We start from the raw sequence: 17,570 nt of genomic DNA, 5'->3' as shown, positions 1-17,570 counted from the left end.
GTATACAAGATTGAGTTGATCATAAATTATAGGGTTTGTTCTTGTCAATGATAATTATAAAGGGATTTATCACCTCAAAATGCTTTATAATAGTTCTAGATTTATAAAGTGAAGGTAGGAATGAAATGTTGACGAAAGAAGAAATCAAGCAGCTTTTGAAAAATGATATTTTGTCACTGACTTTAAAGCCGGGTACTCTACTGAGTGAGACGACTTTGTCAGAACGCTTCCAGCTGTCCAGAACTCCGCTACGCGATGTATTAAAGTGGCTTGCGCTCGAGTCCTACATTGATATTTATCCCAAGAAGGGGAACATTGTGTCCTATATTGATCTGGAGTCCGTTGAGCAAATTATTTACTTAAGAAGCGCATTGGAAAAGGAGATTATGAAGGAGCTTTCTTCGCAAATTACATTAAGCGATGTGCAGGAGCTGAGCGATATTCTGGACAGACAGAGAGCTGTGATCGAAGAAGATCATGCGACGGATCAATTTCTCAGTTTGGATGATCAGTTCCACCAAACCATGTTCCAATTGGTGGGGCGGGAGTTTCTTTGGCAGCTCATTCAGCAGTCAAATGTTCACTATATCAGATATCGCAAGCTGCATATGCTGGAAACAGGGAAGCTGATGGGCATCTGGCATGAGCACCAAGCTATGCTTGAATACATGCTGAATAAGGAAACAACCAAAATGGATGATCTGGTTCATCATCATCTTAGAGAGGATATCCATTCGCTCGATTTTCTTCGGAAGTTCGCTGATTATATCAAGAAATAAGGCGGCTAGCTTAAATTAACTTGTATGAATATTGAGGAAGTGGGGGAGTCATGGAGGCTGTTCTACGAGTTGGATATATCGGTGAAAGAGCGAGTAAGAAATGCGAGACTGCAGCAAAATTTATGGGCGGAAACGAGCTGGCCTTTGTCATTCCGTTTTTGCTCGTGAGTATTGTTATTTACCGTCAGGCGGTGGCCAAACTGGAGGAATTCTCACAGGAGTTTTCAGACTTGTATACATGTCAATTGAAAAAATACTGAAATATTTCTATGATTTAAGTGAAAAATGCCAGACCAATTCTAGATTATAAAGGGGGTAACCGTATGTGTAGATATGCAATATGCGGCCCATATAAAGATATCTTTGCCTGCTTTACCTGCAGGAAAGTATATAAGCAGACATCACGGTTTGAAATGCCGAAGGATGAATATGAACGGATTGTCCATGTCTGTCCGCAATGCCAGGCATCCATGCATGACATGGGTCATGATTTTCAGGCCCCGAAGCAAACGGATATCAAACAGTGGAAAAAGGTAGAGCTACTATATCAACAAGGATACACTTACCACTCCTGCGGCTGTGGTGGCCCCGGGTACAGACCCTCTCGGCTCCTAGAGGTGCCTGAATTTCTGGAAACACAGCGAACGTTTGAGAATAAGGGAGAGGCGCTGCTGTACCGGCTTTTGCAAAGCTAGAACAAACGTATTTTGAAGCGTATCCAACAATTCGAAGAAGTCTACTCGTGGACAGGTTTTCTATCGGAATTTGTTTGATCGAGCAAAGCAGGTGTTGTAAGGTAGATCGACTTGGAATGAGATAATATTCTTGTCATGCAGCACCTGTCGGGTAATAAGAATTTCATCCCATTCATTGCTGCGAAATCGCGGCTTTTTTTATTTTAAGAAGTGATAGCGGAAATCAAAAAAGAACCTGGATAGTTTTATCAGGTTCTTTTATATTGCATATAAAACAGACACGATGATATAATCAGATTATCTTTTATAAAGATGTAGTAGACATAAATAACGCATCTTACAATTAAATCTTACCATGCCGCTAAACTCTTGTCAAATGTTTTTTTCTCAATTTAATGGTTAGGAGAGATGTTGAATGAATTCACTGATTCTCGATTTTCAAGAAATGGATAACACCCAGCTTTTGCTTGTTGGTGGAAAAGGGCTGCACTTAGGGGCATTAACCAAAATGGAAGGAATACAAGTGCCAGAAGGGTTTTGTGTTACAACAGTGGGATATCAAAAAGCCATCGAACAAAACGAAATGATTCATGCTTTGTTGGATCGGCTAACTACGCTTAGAGTAGAAGATCGAGAACAAATTTATGAAATCAGCAAGAAGATTCGACAGGCCATTATGGAAGTAGCCATTCCTTCCGATGTTGTGAAAGCAGTTGCTCACTATCTCTCCCAGTTTGGCGATGAATATGCTTATGCCGTGCGTTCTAGTGCGACCGCTGAGGATTTGCCGCATGCTTCTTTTGCTGGTCAACAAGACACTTATTTAAATATTATCGGCAAAGAATCCATCTTGGAGCATATCCGCAAATGTTGGGCTTCTTTATTTACGGAACGCGCGGTAATTTACCGAATGCAGAATGGATTTGATCACAGCCAAGTTTATTTATCTGTTATCGTTCAAAGAATGGTGTTCCCACAGGCTTCAGGGATTTTATTTACCGCTGATCCCATCACTTGCAACCGAAAGCTGCTCTCTATCGATGCCAGTTTCGGACTTGGAGAAGCACTGGTCTCTGGCTTAGTCTCTGCCGATTGTTATCAAGTACAGGAAGGGGAAATCGTCGATAAGAGGATAGCAACCAAAAAATTGGCTATCTATGGACGAAGAGAAGGCGGAACAGAGACTCAGCAAATCGATCTCGATCAGCAAAGGACTCAAACCCTTACGGAACAACAAATTTTACAACTGGAACGAATTGGAAGACGGATCGAAGAACACTTCGGCTGCCCCCAAGACATCGAATGGTGTTTGGCTGATGATACATTTTATATTGTCCAGAGCCGGCCGATTACCACTTTATATCCCATTCCTGAAGCAAATGACCAGGAGAATCACGTGTATGTATCTGTTGGTCATCAGCAAATGATGACTGATCCTATTAAACCACTGGGGATATCTGTTTGGATATTAACAGGTGCCACGCCCATGTTTAGATCTGGTGGCGGAAGGCTGTTTGTGGATATCACGATGGGCCTGGCTTCACCGGCTGGCAGGCAAAATTTATTGGATGTTCTAGGGCACTCCGATCCGCTCATAAAAGACGCGCTTATTACCATCATAGAGCGGGGAGATTTTATAAAATCGGACCCATATGACACAAGCGAACCGGGGCCCGTTAAAAGCCATAAGGGTATGTCGTCTGCGGATATTCTGGAAGAAGCAGGAAACGACCCGGGAATTGTTGCTGTTTTGATTAAGAGTAGTGAGACATCGTTATCAGCATTAAAACATAATATCCAAACGAAATCAGGATTGGATGTATTTGATTGTATCCTGGAAGATATGCAGCAACGGAGGCAGCGAGCGTCAGAACTGAAAAATTTGAATGTGATTATGGCCGCCATGCATGCTTCAGCATGGATCAATGAAAAAATGAATGAATGGTTAGGTGAAAAAAACGTAGCAGACACACTTTCCCTATCTGTACCTAACAACGTCACTTCGGAAATGGGTATGGAGCTACTGGATGTTGCAGATGTGATTCGTCCCTATCCGGAAATAATTGAGTATTTACAACAGGTAAAGGATGATAACTTTTTGGATGAACTGGTTCAATTCGAAGGTGGGCAGCAGGTGCGTGATGCTATTGCTGTTTATCTCGACAAATATGGAATGCGATGTGCCGGGGAGATCGATATTACAAGAACACGCTGGAGTGAAAAACCAAGTACACTGGTACCTATGATCCTCAGTAACATCAAAAACCTTGATCCTGGCGCCAGTAAACGAAAGTTTGAGCAAGGGCGACAGGAAGCTTTGAACAAAGAACAGGACTTATTAGCCCGATTGAAACAATTACCGGGTGGTGAACAAAAAGCCGAAGAGACAAAACAAATGATCGACCTGATCCGGAACTTCATCGATTATCGTGAATATCCGAAATACGACATTGTTAGTCGCTACTTTATTTATAAACAGGCTTTACTAAAGGAAGCGGAACGACTCGTACAAGCCAACGTTCTTCATGAAAAAGAAGATATTTACTATCTCGCTTTTGAAGAATTGCAGGAAACCATACGCACAAATAAACTGGATTACCAGGTCATCGACAAACGAAAAGATGAGTACAGATTATATGAAAAACTAACTCCGCCACGTGTTATCACGTCTGATGGGGAAATCATTACGGGTCAGTACAAACGAGAAAATATCCCTGCCGAAGCTATTGTAGGCCTCGCTGTTTCTTCGGGTATTGTAGAGGGGCGGGCACGTGTGATCCTGAATATAGAAGGGGCTGATCTGGAAGATGGCGATATACTAGTCACCGCCTTTACCGATCCTAGCTGGACTCCATTGTTTTTATCCATAAAAGGCTTGGTTACGGAGGTGGGTGGACTGATGACCCATGGAGCCGTTATCGCACGTGAATATGGCTTGCCAGCCGTAGTCGGAGTGGAGAATGCGACCAAACTGATAAAAGATGGGCAACGAATTCGCGTGCATGGAACCGAAGGGTATATCGAAATATTGTAATGGCTGAATACGCTAAGTAATAGCCTCTGTCATAATGGACGGTATTAAATGCAACCTGTCATGGATAAAAGGGCGATTATCCTGTCGTCCTTTTTATCCATGACACAAAGTACTCCCCAAAAATATCAACTGATTTTAATTTTGGGGGGGAATAATTTAAGAACTTATTTATTTGATGATCGAAAAAACACATTATTTAATGTGTAACAATAATCAGGAACCTTTAGGAGTTATCAATGGTTTCCCTTGCTGCGATCAACACAATGATTTATACATAGCTGATCCGATCTGTACTGCTGTGTGATTATTTATGATGATCTAATTTATGCGTGCATGCAGAGGAAGACACACCGAATTGTTTTTATTCAACAAAATCCAAAAGTGATTTCTATGATGTCCTACGTTATTGGGGTAAAGTGACAGACTTGACTTGAGCAGAGGTATTTCCGTAAATATCTTTAGCCAGCACGAGAATATGCAGCGTATCGGCCTGGGAGGCACCATCCTGTTTATATTTAGTAGTTGGAAGCGTTGCTGACCAATTGATTTTATCTTCTGTAATAACGACACGAATGCCATTGACATAAACTTTAAGCTGTGCGATATCGCTTTGATCTGTGACTGAACCTTCCAAAGCGAGAACATCATCCGTGATTGAAGCATTCAACTTAAGTTCAGGGGTTCCTGTTTCCTTGCGTTTAGAGGGTGGGAGAGAAGTTTGCGGGTTATAGGAAAAGGTTTCATCCTCAAGCGCTGGCGTGCGTGCTGCAATAGGACGGTTTTTGGTAGCCTGCTCATAGGAATAAGCGTAACGAAGCAGGTCGTTATCGCTGTATGCGGCACCTGCCATTGTCAGATTAACGGGCATTCCGGTATCCTTCATAGCGCCCATACTCACAGACACACTTGGGATCCCGTACTCGCGTAGAATAAAATTCGTATTGGAGAAATAGTTGCCATTCTCCCAAGCCTCCTCATAGGATGTTTCATTCACATCGGAGTCAGCTTTACCGATATTCGAATTTGCCGGAAATACAATAAAATCAAGGTTGTTTTGCTTCATCCAATTTTCAAAATCAATCTTTCGTACATTTTCAAGCCCACGTAGTCCTTCTTGAAACTGAGGAATTTGTTCGTAAGGGGTGACGCCTTTCTTTATGGTTTCAATAAATACGTCATAGTGGCCAAGGTCTCTGCCACGTTTGGCATCTACCGAACCGGGTGGATTCGGGAAGACGGTTGCAGGGTCTATATTAGCCCATGACGGGAAATTCGGATCGTCCACACTTTTAAGGAATTCCTCAGCTGCATAGGGATTAAGCAGCCCGAATTCCTTTTCAGCCCACTTTGCCGGCATTAAACCACGTTCTTCAGGTGTTTTCGCTGTTGCCCGGTCCTTCTCGCTGTTGGCCTGCAAGGGGAAGTCAACTTCCACAACCTCAGCTCCAAGAGCAGTTAAATCCTTTACAGCTTTTTCCCATAATGCCTGTATCGAAGGTCTGAATTTGATCGGAGTTGAGGTTTCATGGTCCTTACCGATATAGATTTTCGGAACGCCAATGCGTTTGCCTTGCAAAGCTTGAATATCTCGTAGTTCTAAATAGGATTTGGGACGGACACTGTTGACAGAAGGGAGCCGAACGGCTTTCTGTTCTCGCCAGAAATCACCCTTGGTGATCTTATCTTCTACAACGATCACGTCAAGCAAGCGGAGCATGTCCTCGATAGTCCTCGTATGTGGCACAACGACATCCCGTATAGGGAAGAGCGGCCAATTCCCCCGAATGGAGATTAGCCCTCGCGATGGCGTGTAGGCAATTAAACCATTGTTCGATGCTGGTGATCTTCCAGAGGATACCGTTTCTTCCCCCATGCCGAAGGCAGCGAGGTTGGCGGCTGTTGATACACCAGATCCGTTTGAGGAGCCGGAGTACCAGGCTGCAGCCAAATAATTTGGATTGTACGGACTTTCAGCACGGCCATAAACACCTCTTTGCATTCCCCCTGCTGCCATTGGCGGCATGTTGGTTTTACCAATGAGCACCCCACCGGATTTACGTATCTTCTCTACTGTAAAGGCATCGTCCTTTGACATCAGGTTTTTGAAAGCTGGAGATCCAGAAGCGACAGTAAGTCCCTTAACCTTGTAACTGTCTTTAACCGTGTAGGGGATGCCTTGCAGAGGCCCGGTTTTAATACCTTGCGCCCTAAGTTGATCAGCCTGAGCAGCTTCTTTTAGTACGTCGGGGTTCAGAACAGGGATGGAATTCAGTCGAATGCCACTAGAATCATAGGCATATACCCGGTTAAGGTACAGGGCGGTGAGCTCGACACTTGACAGTGCTCCTGACTTCATCGCTTCCTGCATTTGAGTAATCGTAGCCTCTTGCAATTGAAATGTGACTAGAGAGGAGGCGGGGTCACTAGTTTTACTAGAGGATGAGGGTGAAGGAGCGGCGGATGCAAGCGGGCATCCCGTGAAAGTTAAAATCATACCAACTGCAATCCATTTGCAATAGTTGCTGACTACATTCCTTTTATTCGCTTTTAGCGTTCGTGCGCACATAGCATTTCACTCCTTAAAATTAGGTAGTATCAGGAATTTAAAAAGAGGGGGATGAGAAAGGCGCTTTTATAGCATAAATGTTTCTAATTATACTACTTATTTTCATGCAGAATGTCAATTTTTGTAGTGCGCAATACAAGGAAATTCGCTACTTTTAAGTGTGAAATCTAGTAATCCATGATTCAGATTGTTGCATCATCGCTGATTCAAGTTTTGAAATGAAAACGACACCGTTTTGGTGCCGTTTTTTCGCGGGAGGAGGCAATAGAGGCTTAATTCTTACGTTTTAATTTATGACTTGATTCCTTTTTAACAGCTCCCATAATTGATCAGCCACATCATTTGGCGATTGAGGCATGTTATTCAGAATCCACCATTGCTTCAGAAACAAGTAAGGTTGAACGTTTGGTATAGGAATAGGTTAAAAACCGATTGGACATAATTAAATGTGTTGGTGAACGGTTCTGGAAGGAAATATATGCGTACATATCATGACATTTTAATTCCTGCACCAATGAATAAAGATGTAGATTGACACAAAACTCCCCTTCTGAGAATCCTTATTCTATAAGGGTTCTTTTTAATTATAGTGGTAAAATTGTGTCACTAAACAATGACACAATTTTACCACTATAATTGGATATTGACACGAAAGTCCCCTTGCGAATGGAGAATAATTTCTTGCATCTATATGAAGTAATTGTCCTCTTGTAATTTAATCCTCAATCGATATTTAAATTAATCCAGCATTCGATAAAAATAGTGTTTTTTCATCAAAGGAAAACATTGGATTTGCGACGAAGTCCTAAAAATGAAAGTTAAAAAGTATTGAGGTGTATTGGGAATGTATTCGCCTATTAAGGAAATAAACAATGAAATGGGTCGGAACAGATTTTTCGCTTTTAGCCGAAGATTAAAAAGAGAAATTAGACTCTACAGCCCACTTCAATATGACAACTGGGTAATGGTTGAAACGGATCTTAGCGTAGAATATTACTGCGAGAGGCCAAAAAAAATCGTTGTATCAGTTGCTGGTGAGATTATTGAAACTGTATTTGATATGTGGATTAAAACTGAGAAGGAAGAAATATTCATTTTTTTAAGAAACGCTTATGAGATTAATATCAATGATCATCGAGTTAAGCAGAAAGCACTAAAAGAATTATTAGCTCAGCAGATATGGTGCAAAGAAATGAAATATAAACATCGAATTATTACTGATGAGGATATTAGAAGCAACTTAATTTTACTTGCAAATAAAAAAACTCTTATTCCTTATTACATGCCTATTAATGAACTTAGAAATGAACTGTACCCTTTAATCATAGATAAGCTTTGTAACGAACCAACAGCTATTCGAGAACTGGAGAAAATACCCGGTTTTCATCCTATTACTGTAAGAAATCATATTTACGCCATGATTTATTATGGAATTATTAAGTTTAATCAAAATCATGAAATTATTTCCTCTCTTTCGGAGGTGACAATTAATGTCCAGGAAACGTATTCTTGAAAAGCTAAATATAGATCAACAGTTTTTGGATATCAACAATTGGCCATTAGTTAATACTACTCAATTAGAGACAGAAGAACAAAAAATATATAAGAATAGAGAAAAAGCCGTTACTTTTTATATGCAAGATATCGCTGATTTAAAAGAAATAAGGGATCAGACCGGAATTGATGCAAAAGAGTTAAGAAGATTTGTAAGACGCTGTCTGGAATATGATCCTTCTACACATACGATTTGGGGATTCAGAGCTCTCATTCCTCGAAAAAGGATTTCCGAATATGTGCGAAAATCACCACTAGAATCAAGTCCAAAGTCAAAGGAAAATCTAAATTTCAATGGTGCTTTCACGGCTCTTCTTCGCAAATTCCCCGATATTAAAAAGAAAATTACAGCTGCATATCTACGACGTAAGGATTCCAGTATGAGGAGACAAACTTTAACAAGCGAAGAGATTCATCGATATTTCTTAAAACTATGCGAAGATGAGGGAATTAGTATTCATGAGTATCCCTTTAATACAAATGATAAAGCCTATCGATCTTTATATCGATTTTTTGAAAAGTTAGAGAAATCACATTTTGCTGAAGCAGCTAAACTTTACGGTGATGAATCTGCAAGACAAGCAAGATTAAAAGGAAACAATAACGATAATGAGAATTTATTATTAAGAAGACCATACCAACGTGTACAGTTTGATGGGCATAAAATAGACGCCATTTTTACTATCACGTTTAGTACACCGGAAGGAGATTTAATCACTGAAGTAGTTGAACGAATTTGGTTGCTCGTTATTGTTGATGTGGCAACTAGAGCAATTCTCGGGCATCATTTATGCGTTAATAAAGAATACAATCTTAATGATGTACTTCAATGCATTCGTAATTCAATAGTTCCATATAAAAAAATCACTTTTACTATACCGGGCATTTCTTATCACGAAAGTGGTGGGCTACCATCTGCTGAAATACCTCAAGCAGAATGGGCACTCTGGGATGAATTCAGTATGGACAATAGTCGCGCCAACCTAGCAAATCTAGTAAAGGACAGATTACAACAAATTTTTGGATGTACTGTTAATTATGGACCAGTTAGTGCACCTGAATTAAGAGGGATTATTGAACGATTATTTCGGACACTGGAAGGAATGGGATACAGAAAATTATTAAGCACAACTGGTAGCAATCCTTCTGATCCTATAAGAAGGAATCCAGAAGAACAAGCCAAAAAGTATGATATTTCGTTAAATGATCTGGAGGAATTAACGCATATTCTTATTTCAGACTATAACGGAATTCCGCATAGTGGGATTCGGAATTTTACGCCTTTAAAGTTAATGAGACAAAGAATCGAAAAGGGGATGGAGCCGAGAGTTTTAGATCCAACACAAAGGAAAGAGGCAGCTTTTTTCTCTCTCCAGACGAAAAGAACTGTCGCTGGAAATGTTAAGAAAGGTAAGCGCCCTTTTATTCACTTTGAAGGAGTCATTTATCGTAATGATGTTTTATCTAATAGTGCTCATTTAATTGGGAGCGAATTAACTTTGATTGTAAATATGGAGGATATACGAACAATTAGAGCATTCTTGCCAGATGGTAGTGAATTCGGTTTCCTAACGGCATATGGAACTTGGGGGGTTACTCCACATTCACTTCGTACTAGAAAAGCAATAAATAAACTAAAAACAGACCGAAAAATATTTTTCAATTCTTATCAAGATCCATTCCAAATATATTATGATTATTTAGCTTCAAAGGCCAAAACAGCAAAGAGTATGAGAAATAAACTCGCGCAATTAGAGAGAGAACTTCAATCCATTGAAACAGAACATCAAGATATTGTAGAAAATGAAAATCAAGATATTGTAGAAAATGAAAATCAAGAAATTAGCGAAAACAATCCAAGCTGGTTTAGTTTGGAAACATCTGATTCAAATGACGAAGATGATAGCCGTCCATTTCGTACTTATAACTTCTAAAAATATAGAGGTGATAAAAAGATGAACACTTGTCAACGACCATTAATCCCGCCCAAAACCCATCCTATTGAGACGGGGAGATATTTCATAGGTACCAGAGAGGTTAGGAGAATGTATACCAACATCAAACAATGGGTAGAGAATCGAGCACCTGGAGGAATCGCTTATGGGCGCCCTCGGCTAGGCAAAACAACAGCGATCAGATATTTGGAAAAAGAGTTGCCTATTGATTTCGGCGAAGATATAACCATCCTTAAGTTAAAATGTGAGCAAAATACAAGAATAAATGAAAATACTTATTATGAAGAAATTCTTAAGCAGTTAGGTCATGCCTTACCTTATTCAGGTCGAAAAACAATAAAAAGTGATCGGTTATATAAATTTCTTCAAGAAAAAGCAGAACATTCAAGTAGCAATCGAATTGTACTTTTCATTGATGACGCGCAGCGCTTAGTGCCACTCCAATATAATATACTTATGGATATTTACAACTATTTAATAGATTGTGGCATTAGTATGACAGCTATTCTTGTTGGGCAGGAAGAATTAAAGCATGTTAGATCTGCATTTATTAATGCAAAACAGGGACAGATCGTTGGGAGATTTATGGTGCATGAGTACAAATTTTCTGGAATTAAATCAAAAGATGAACTTCAAACTTGTCTTAATGGATACGACTCACTGTCAGAATACCCTGATCAAAGTGGTTGGTCTTACACGCGATACTACTTCCCAAATGCTTATGAACAAGGGTTCCGCCTTGAACAATGTACGGAGGAGCTATTCTTAACTATTGAGAATGCACGCAAGGTTAAGGGAATAACAAAACCTTTGGAGATTCCTATGCAGTATCTCACATTAACTGTTGAATACGTATTCAAAAAATATGGCGTTAATGGTAGGAATGTATCAAACCTTTCACAAGTTCACTGGTTAGATGGATTAAAGGAATCTGGATATATTTTAAATGAATTATACAATGATCTTATATGAGGAGAGATTGAACTTGATTCCAGTCTTACAAGATTATCTATCTATACCTGACGGTACACTCACATGGAATACAAGATGGATCAGTGATTTTGAATCTCCATGGTCGATTTTCGAAAAACTAAAGTACACAAATTTAGCAAAAAGAAAAGATATATTTAAATTATTTGGGAACGCAGAAACTTTGAACAAAAAAACGATTATCGGCCATAAAAATCATGATTTATATAAATTAAGCGCTTTTGATGAATTACTCTTCGATCAACGTCTAGGCTTTAAACTTTTAAAATACAATGAAACGGTACTTAACAGCCTTGTAGGATTCCTTAGAGGAGGAGAAGACTATGAGAAAGGAAGTGAGGCTTCTGAGTATCATTTTCTTGAAAAGAACCTTTCAATTTGCATGCATTGCATAAAAGACGGATTTCACAGCTTGCTACACCAAGTCGAATTTATTAATCTTTGTCCCTTTCATAACTCATCTTTAATAAACCATTGCCCATCATGTAAGAGAGAAATTCCATATGAACTTTCAGATTCATATTTTGAACATCCTTATCTTTGTTATTGCGGCTTTACTTTTAAAAAAATTGATTCCAATTCTCCCTTATCTAGTCTTTGGGGAAAATACTCTATAGATGATATTAAGAACTGTCAAGTATTAAACTGGTTGAGTTTAGGTGAACAAGAAAAAAATGAACTGGAAAGGGTATATATTTATCCACTCAGCAAAATGTCCAAAACTCCACAAATTCTCACATTCTTATTAAATGTTTCACAAAAGCAGAAGTCTCCTGTTAAGCTCGATAAGTTTTATTCAAGTGTACAGAGTTCATCAAACATTCAATTTTTCAAACATCCATTTCCAGAAAATTCTTTTAAGGGTTATTCTTTCGAGCAATGGAGTCCTATAGATTATAGTATTTCATTTGCCGATAGTTATGGGAATAAGCCTCTTATAAAGGAGTTTGTTAAGATAAAAAGTAACATTCTCAATGCTATGTCCAATCACTTAAAAAGAACCATACTAAAACATCATAAAACATGTATACGAAGATATGTACGTGTTTCGCGATATATAGATCGAGAAGAAACCCCGATCTGTCCCTATGCGGAGGCTTATGTCAATTGGAAGCAAGAACTTCTATCATTTAAGCACTTTTATGATGTTGATAGCCAACCATTAAATCTTCAAAATCGCGCAAGAATATCGGACCTTTCTGTAGTCATTAGTCCCGATCCATTATTAAGTATTCTTGATGCGTGCATTAGAGCTTTCCCTATAGAGAAACCTCAATTTCATTCTCATTACAAATGGCTTATATCTCACTTGATTTGGCATATTGGAAAACAATTGTTTATTTCGTTCCTAAGAAACCCAAACCCATCGATAAAGAAATTCACAGAAGAGCGAATAGCATTTGAAGGACACTTTCTTGCGGTACTATTTCCACAAAAAAACAATGAGCCATTTGTTGTATTTTGGGATAACAAACATGAATGGTTGAATGACAATATTTTAAGCTGCCCATATCCAACAGTGAAAGAAAAAAGAAAATCAAAGCTGGAAGAATCATTTCACCCCATGCAGATAGCTATTGACAATCTTTACTGATTCTTATAAATCTCAATAATTATCTTATTTCATTTCAAATTGTTACTACCTTTCGTGCGCAACAAAACTAAAAAATGACGCAATCATATGATTGCGTCATTTTTTTATTAGACTCACCGTGTCTTTCATGATTCTATAGATAGTCTTTAAATCATCAGTATGTAAATTTAAGAGCATTGTATCAATCTTCTCGATCAATTCATATTTCTCGGAGATACCGACATTATTTGTAGATATAAAAAGTTCGTATGGTGATATTTTTAATGCCTCTGCAATTCTAAATATCATATCCAGTGTGGTGTTGATTTCTCCACGCTCAATTCTGCCAAGATAAGAGGGATCAATAGAAAGTAGTTCGCCCATTTGTTCTTGAGTTAAACGAGCTGCCTTACGGTGTTGCCTAATTCTTTTACCAACTTCGAACATGGACAATGTATCCTCACCTCTCTTTAAGAGTAGGCAAGTCCACTAAGAGAATGAAGTATACTTTACTACCATTTACCATTGTAAAAAGGATATATATTACCTATTATTTAAAATAAATGACTAAAAGGAGAATTTTAATGGCATCATTAGCTCAGCAATATGTTATTGAAAATGTACTACAATCAAAAATGCGTGGAAAAGTAACCTATCAGGGGAATTTATCAGCATCAGCTGCCCTTCAATTAACCTACGTAAAACCATACGACCATCCATCTGGAAAAGGATATCAGAGACCAGTCGATAGTAAACGTTGCAATGACTTCGCTATGTACTTGTCCCAAGGTGAAAATGCACTATTCACTCCTATACTGGTAAATGCAGAGTCTCATTGGGATTTCACGCCTTATGACAAGAGTCGTCCAACTTTTGGTCGATTATTATGTAAGAATGAAGCTTCATTAATGGATGGCCAGCATCGCCTGGGTGGAATTAAGAGATACACTCAAGATACTAATTCGGAAATCCATGTTCCATTCTTGGCATTTCATTATCTAGATGAAGATGAGGAAATTCAATTGTTTGATATTATCAACACTAAAGCCAAGGGAATCGGCACTTCTCTAAGTCGATATTTAAAAAGGAACTATGATGATAATAGTTGGATTGCAACTGAATTAATAATAAGAGGGGATAGCCCATTCCATTATATTGGTAGCCTCACCGGAAAAAGAAATACTGGGAGACATGTTACACTACAAAATTTATATAAGCTTTTAGAGATTCTTTTTAAGCCGGATAAACTTTCTCGATTATCTAAGGAAGATAAGTTAATGCTAGTCCTTGTTTACTTTAACAATATAAAAGAACAGTTTAATAAAGAATGGTTAGACTATAAAAACTATCGTATATCACATATCGTAACCCTTAACGCTCTTGCTATCACGGGGACTGAGATTTTTATGAAGATAGTTAATACTGATAAGAAGCACATTGATTACCAGCAAATTCCGAAATACTTAGATAGAATAAGTAGCTTAGATTGGTCCTCTAACGGTCCATTAAAATACATCAAAGGGCTAAATGGATCTAGGGCACTGGCACTGGATTTAGTTTCACTATGCAAAATTAATTAGTCTAACATTACCAAGGTTTAGGATACAGACATTCAAGTGCTAAGTAAGTCTTTTTATTCTATTAATAATTGCAGATATAAAATGTTGAATAATGAAAGAGAGTGGCTTTCATAGGTGATGATGAATACATTTAATAATGTACATGACAAAGAAATCTATTTTATAATAACTGAAACAATGACTGGTAAAATTAATGAATGGGATATGTGTGTGCCTATTGATGTGACTGGAGCAAAATTTTCTTATACTTTTATACCAACAGGTATAGGAATCATAATTCAAGTTCATTGCGATGTTTGTGATAGAATTTTAGACCTTACAGAAGGTTTATTTTGCTGATAATAAAAAAAAGTAGAGAAAGGGATATAATCCATCTTTTCCCTATCGCGCCATGCCTAAAAGACTAGTCTGCATCAGCTCTTTGGGCATGGTGTTAAATGAAAGAACAAATATAGGAGTTCTCGATAATGAAAATTCTTACAGCTGGATCGGCTACACTCTTCTAGACAGAAAAATTGTGGTCTAATATAGTAGACTACAGATCAACCTAGGAGGTGCAAACGGATCATGACTAAAAAAGAAAGACGCACCTTTAGCGCTGAATTTAAGGCGCAGATGGTTCAGCTTTATCAGAGTGGCAAACCCCGAAAAGATATCATTCAGGAATATGATTTAAATCCTTATCGTTGGATAAATGGGTGAAACAGAGTGCCACATCAGGATCCTTCAAAGAGAAAGACAACCGGACTCCAGAGGAATTAGAGCTGATCGAACTTCGAAAACAGTACAAGCAACTGCTCACGGAGAATGATTTTAAGCGATCTGACGTACGTCCGAGTGGGTTCATATTGGAACTACGTATGCTTCTTTGGAGATCTGTTTAATCGCGAGATTATCGGCTACAGTGCAGGCCCCCACAAGGTTGCCAAGTTAGTTTACCGTGCTTTGGCTTCAATTAAGGGCAACCTGAATGACATTCAGCTCTTCCATACCGACCGAGGTAATGAATTCAATAATAAGCTCATCGACGATGCTCTGGAGGCTTTTCAGATTGAGCGTTCTTTGAGCATGAAAGGCTGTCCCTATGACAATGCTGTTGCAGAAGCCACTTTTAAAATTTTCAAAACGGAGTTTGTGAAGAAACGTCATTTTGAAAGTCTAGCTGAGCTAACCACAGAATTACATGACTATGTGCACTGGTTTAACCCTATTCGGATTCATGGTTCTCTGGATTACTTGAGTCCGGCTGAATGTAAGCTAATCATTTTACTGGGAGGAATACTATGAGTAACGTGGCAAATCCAAATTATGAATTAGGATTATTATATGTATCTGGGATTTTAAAAGAAGATGACCTCTTAATTCTTAGATCAAACTTAAAGAAGAATGGAATAGAACTTAAATCATTTGATAAAAACGGAAATATTACTGCATCAATCGAAGATTTTACTAATGTATATTCATTTTTAATTAATTCGTCATTACTAGCGGGTTTTGGTTTCAGGGGTCATCGCAAGTGCAGCGTGGGAAAGCATAAGATACGTGATATTACATACTTTCAAAAAAGTAAAAGATAAAAAATACAACAAAATAACAAGTAAAGGTATTGAAGAAAAAGAAGCTACTTTGGGTATCGAAGTAAAGGTGAATAATAATCATTACAATTTTAGGTTTAATGGAATCTCATCGGAAAAAGCATTTCGCGAAGCACTAGATAAAATTATTCCTTTACTAGTATCTGTACAATCACAAACAATAGAAACACACGAAAAATCAATACCTGAAATCCCTACTTTTATTGGAACCTATGATGAAAAAACATGCTTGTGGGTGATTAGAGAGAGACGAGTGAAATCATTAAAGAGAAGATTAGAATTTCCAATGATTAGCCTAATTTGAAGGCGATAGCTATAAGTACGTTAGTTATTAAATTTAACAATTTTGGATAAATCATATGACAAGAAAGATCGTTCTGGAGGGAATTTGATTTGAAAGATGACTATAAAGAATACTTACTCGTGAAACAAGAATTTGCAAACATCTCCAAGGAAGTTCCGTTGCTGTTTACTTGGCTAATCGAGATGCTTCAGAAATTAGAATATAAGCTTGCTACTATAATGTTTCTGAAAGAACAAGCAGAAATTGTGGAAAAGGAGGGAACAAGCAAACTAAGTCCAGATCTTTTTGACGAGAATATGGATTTTCGGATTAGCGAGAAGAATAGAAAAAGATTTGTTGATAAAATTGAGAATTCAGTTGGAGATGCTTCATTTGATAATGAAGAGTTGTTAACTATTTTGAGGAATATGGATTTTAAAGTTTTTAAGTTTGAAGATAATAGTAGATTCATAGATATTTTTCATGAATGCAGAAAATATCGAAATTATTTAGCTCACGAATTCTTTGTGGAACATACTCTTAATGGAGTGGACGACAGCAAAGTAAAGGAAATGGAAGAAGAACTTGAGAACATTTTATGGATACAAATACAGTAGTATTCTTAGCCGATCAAATAATAAATTCATTTGCTCATTTTATTCTTCAGTTCATCGTCGAGGAAGCAGAGGAGGTAGAATAAGCAGAGGGAGGTTGTAGTTCGATTTTACATATGAGTATTTACTTCTCTCTTGGTAGCACATGAAATAGAATTTCTCTTGAAATAAGTTTGTTGTATAGGTTTTAGAAAAGAAACCCCCACCAAAGAATGATATACTATTAATAGTACATTCGACTCAGTTTAAGGATGGGAGATATGAAGTTCTTATTAAGGCTTTTTAGTCGAAAGAAGTATACTTTGAAACTGTATTTTACCCCCAATAAAAGGTTTATACTTAGTGCTTGGTC

15 protein-coding genes and 1 pseudogene are annotated in these 17,570 nt (G+C 38.0%); 14 read left to right on the top strand and 2 right to left on the bottom strand.

Annotation, left to right across the window (positions count from 1 at the left end; all coding sequences use genetic code 11):
* Window positions 1–125 precede the first annotated feature (125 nt).
* The 4 genes from ACYCS5_RS28345 (at window position 126) to ppsA (ending at window position 4,508) form a co-directional block, all read left to right on the top strand.
* Window positions 126–779, top strand: a complete 654-nt coding sequence (locus ACYCS5_RS28345) for a GntR family transcriptional regulator (RefSeq protein ID WP_029515188.1) — start codon at window positions 126–128, stop codon at window positions 777–779.
* A 50-nt stretch (window positions 780–829) separates the two neighbouring features.
* Window positions 830–1,039, top strand: a complete 210-nt coding sequence (locus tag ACYCS5_RS28340) for a hypothetical protein (protein ID WP_029515189.1) — start codon at window positions 830–832, stop codon at window positions 1,037–1,039.
* A gap of 63 nt (window positions 1,040–1,102) precedes the next feature.
* Window positions 1,103–1,474 (top strand): hypothetical protein, encoded by a 372-nt coding sequence (locus tag ACYCS5_RS28335; protein ID WP_209947502.1) that lies wholly within the window; start codon window positions 1,103–1,105, stop codon window positions 1,472–1,474.
* Between the two features lie 415 nt (window positions 1,475–1,889).
* Window positions 1,890–4,508: a phosphoenolpyruvate synthase gene (ppsA, locus tag ACYCS5_RS28330; protein WP_459760532.1), complete on the top strand. Its 2,619-nt coding sequence runs from the start codon at window positions 1,890–1,892 to the stop codon at window positions 4,506–4,508.
* Between the two features lie 403 nt (window positions 4,509–4,911).
* Here ppsA and ACYCS5_RS28325 read toward each other — a convergent pair whose 3' ends face one another.
* On the bottom strand, window positions 4,912–7,074 hold the full coding sequence (locus ACYCS5_RS28325; RefSeq protein WP_459760531.1) for an amidase: 2,163 nt from the start codon (window positions 7,072–7,074) through the stop codon (window positions 4,912–4,914).
* 844 nt (window positions 7,075–7,918) lie between these two features.
* On the opposite strand from ACYCS5_RS28325, the gene ACYCS5_RS28320 reads away from it, so the two are divergent.
* The 4 genes from ACYCS5_RS28320 (at window position 7,919) to ACYCS5_RS28305 (ending at window position 13,167) form a co-directional block, all read left to right on the top strand.
* Complete coding sequence (locus ACYCS5_RS28320) at window positions 7,919–8,587, top strand: PDDEXK family nuclease (RefSeq protein ID WP_103744597.1); 669 nt, start codon at window positions 7,919–7,921, stop codon at window positions 8,585–8,587.
* Complete coding sequence (locus ACYCS5_RS28315) at window positions 8,565–10,562, top strand: hypothetical protein (RefSeq protein WP_459760530.1); 1,998 nt, start codon at window positions 8,565–8,567, stop codon at window positions 10,560–10,562. Before ACYCS5_RS28320 ends, ACYCS5_RS28315 begins: the two co-directional genes overlap by 23 nt.
* Before the next feature lie 111 nt (window positions 10,563–10,673).
* Window positions 10,674–11,555, top strand: a complete 882-nt coding sequence (locus ACYCS5_RS28310) for an ATP-binding protein (protein ID WP_258043308.1) — start codon at window positions 10,674–10,676, stop codon at window positions 11,553–11,555.
* Window positions 11,556–11,568: 13 nt separating this feature from the next.
* Window positions 11,569–13,167 carry a hypothetical protein gene (locus ACYCS5_RS28305; protein WP_459760529.1) on the top strand — a complete coding sequence of 533 codons (1,599 nt, stop codon included), beginning with the start codon at window positions 11,569–11,571 and terminating at the stop codon, window positions 13,165–13,167.
* Window positions 13,168–13,263: 96 nt separating this feature from the next.
* On the opposite strand, the gene ACYCS5_RS28300 is transcribed toward ACYCS5_RS28305, so the two are convergent.
* Window positions 13,264–13,593 carry a helix-turn-helix domain-containing protein gene (locus tag ACYCS5_RS28300; protein ID WP_103042446.1) on the bottom strand — a complete coding sequence of 110 codons (330 nt, stop codon included), beginning with the start codon at window positions 13,591–13,593 and terminating at the stop codon, window positions 13,264–13,266.
* Between the two features lie 137 nt (window positions 13,594–13,730).
* Between ACYCS5_RS28300 and ACYCS5_RS28295 the strand changes: the two genes are divergently transcribed.
* The 6 genes and pseudogenes from ACYCS5_RS28295 (at window position 13,731) to ACYCS5_RS28270 (ending at window position 17,221) form a co-directional block, all read left to right on the top strand.
* Entirely contained in the window at window positions 13,731–14,726 is a 996-nt protein-coding gene (locus ACYCS5_RS28295; RefSeq protein WP_103042445.1) for a DGQHR domain-containing protein, read from the top strand.
* A 120-nt stretch (window positions 14,727–14,846) separates the two neighbouring features.
* Window positions 14,847–15,065: a hypothetical protein gene (locus ACYCS5_RS28290; protein ID WP_459760528.1), complete on the top strand. Its 219-nt coding sequence runs from the start codon at window positions 14,847–14,849 to the stop codon at window positions 15,063–15,065.
* Window positions 15,066–15,293: 228 nt separating this feature from the next.
* Window positions 15,294–16,013 (top strand): annotated as a pseudogene (locus tag ACYCS5_RS28285) (IS3 family transposase).
* Window positions 16,010–16,303: a hypothetical protein gene (locus tag ACYCS5_RS28280; protein WP_459760527.1), complete on the top strand. Its 294-nt coding sequence runs from the start codon at window positions 16,010–16,012 to the stop codon at window positions 16,301–16,303. Before ACYCS5_RS28285 ends, ACYCS5_RS28280 begins: the two are co-directional and overlap by 4 nt.
* Window positions 16,269–16,625, top strand: a complete 357-nt coding sequence (locus tag ACYCS5_RS28275) for a hypothetical protein (protein ID WP_459760526.1) — start codon at window positions 16,269–16,271, stop codon at window positions 16,623–16,625. Before ACYCS5_RS28280 ends, ACYCS5_RS28275 begins: the two co-directional genes overlap by 35 nt.
* A gap of 89 nt (window positions 16,626–16,714) precedes the next feature.
* Window positions 16,715–17,221: a hypothetical protein gene (locus ACYCS5_RS28270; RefSeq protein WP_459760525.1), complete on the top strand. Its 507-nt coding sequence runs from the start codon at window positions 16,715–16,717 to the stop codon at window positions 17,219–17,221.
* Window positions 17,222–17,570 lie beyond the last annotated feature (349 nt).

Source organism: Paenibacillus sp. SEL3 (genome assembly GCF_054602585.1).
The sequence above is the reverse complement of the archived record's forward strand: the minus strand, read 5'-3'. Positions and strand labels throughout refer to the sequence as shown.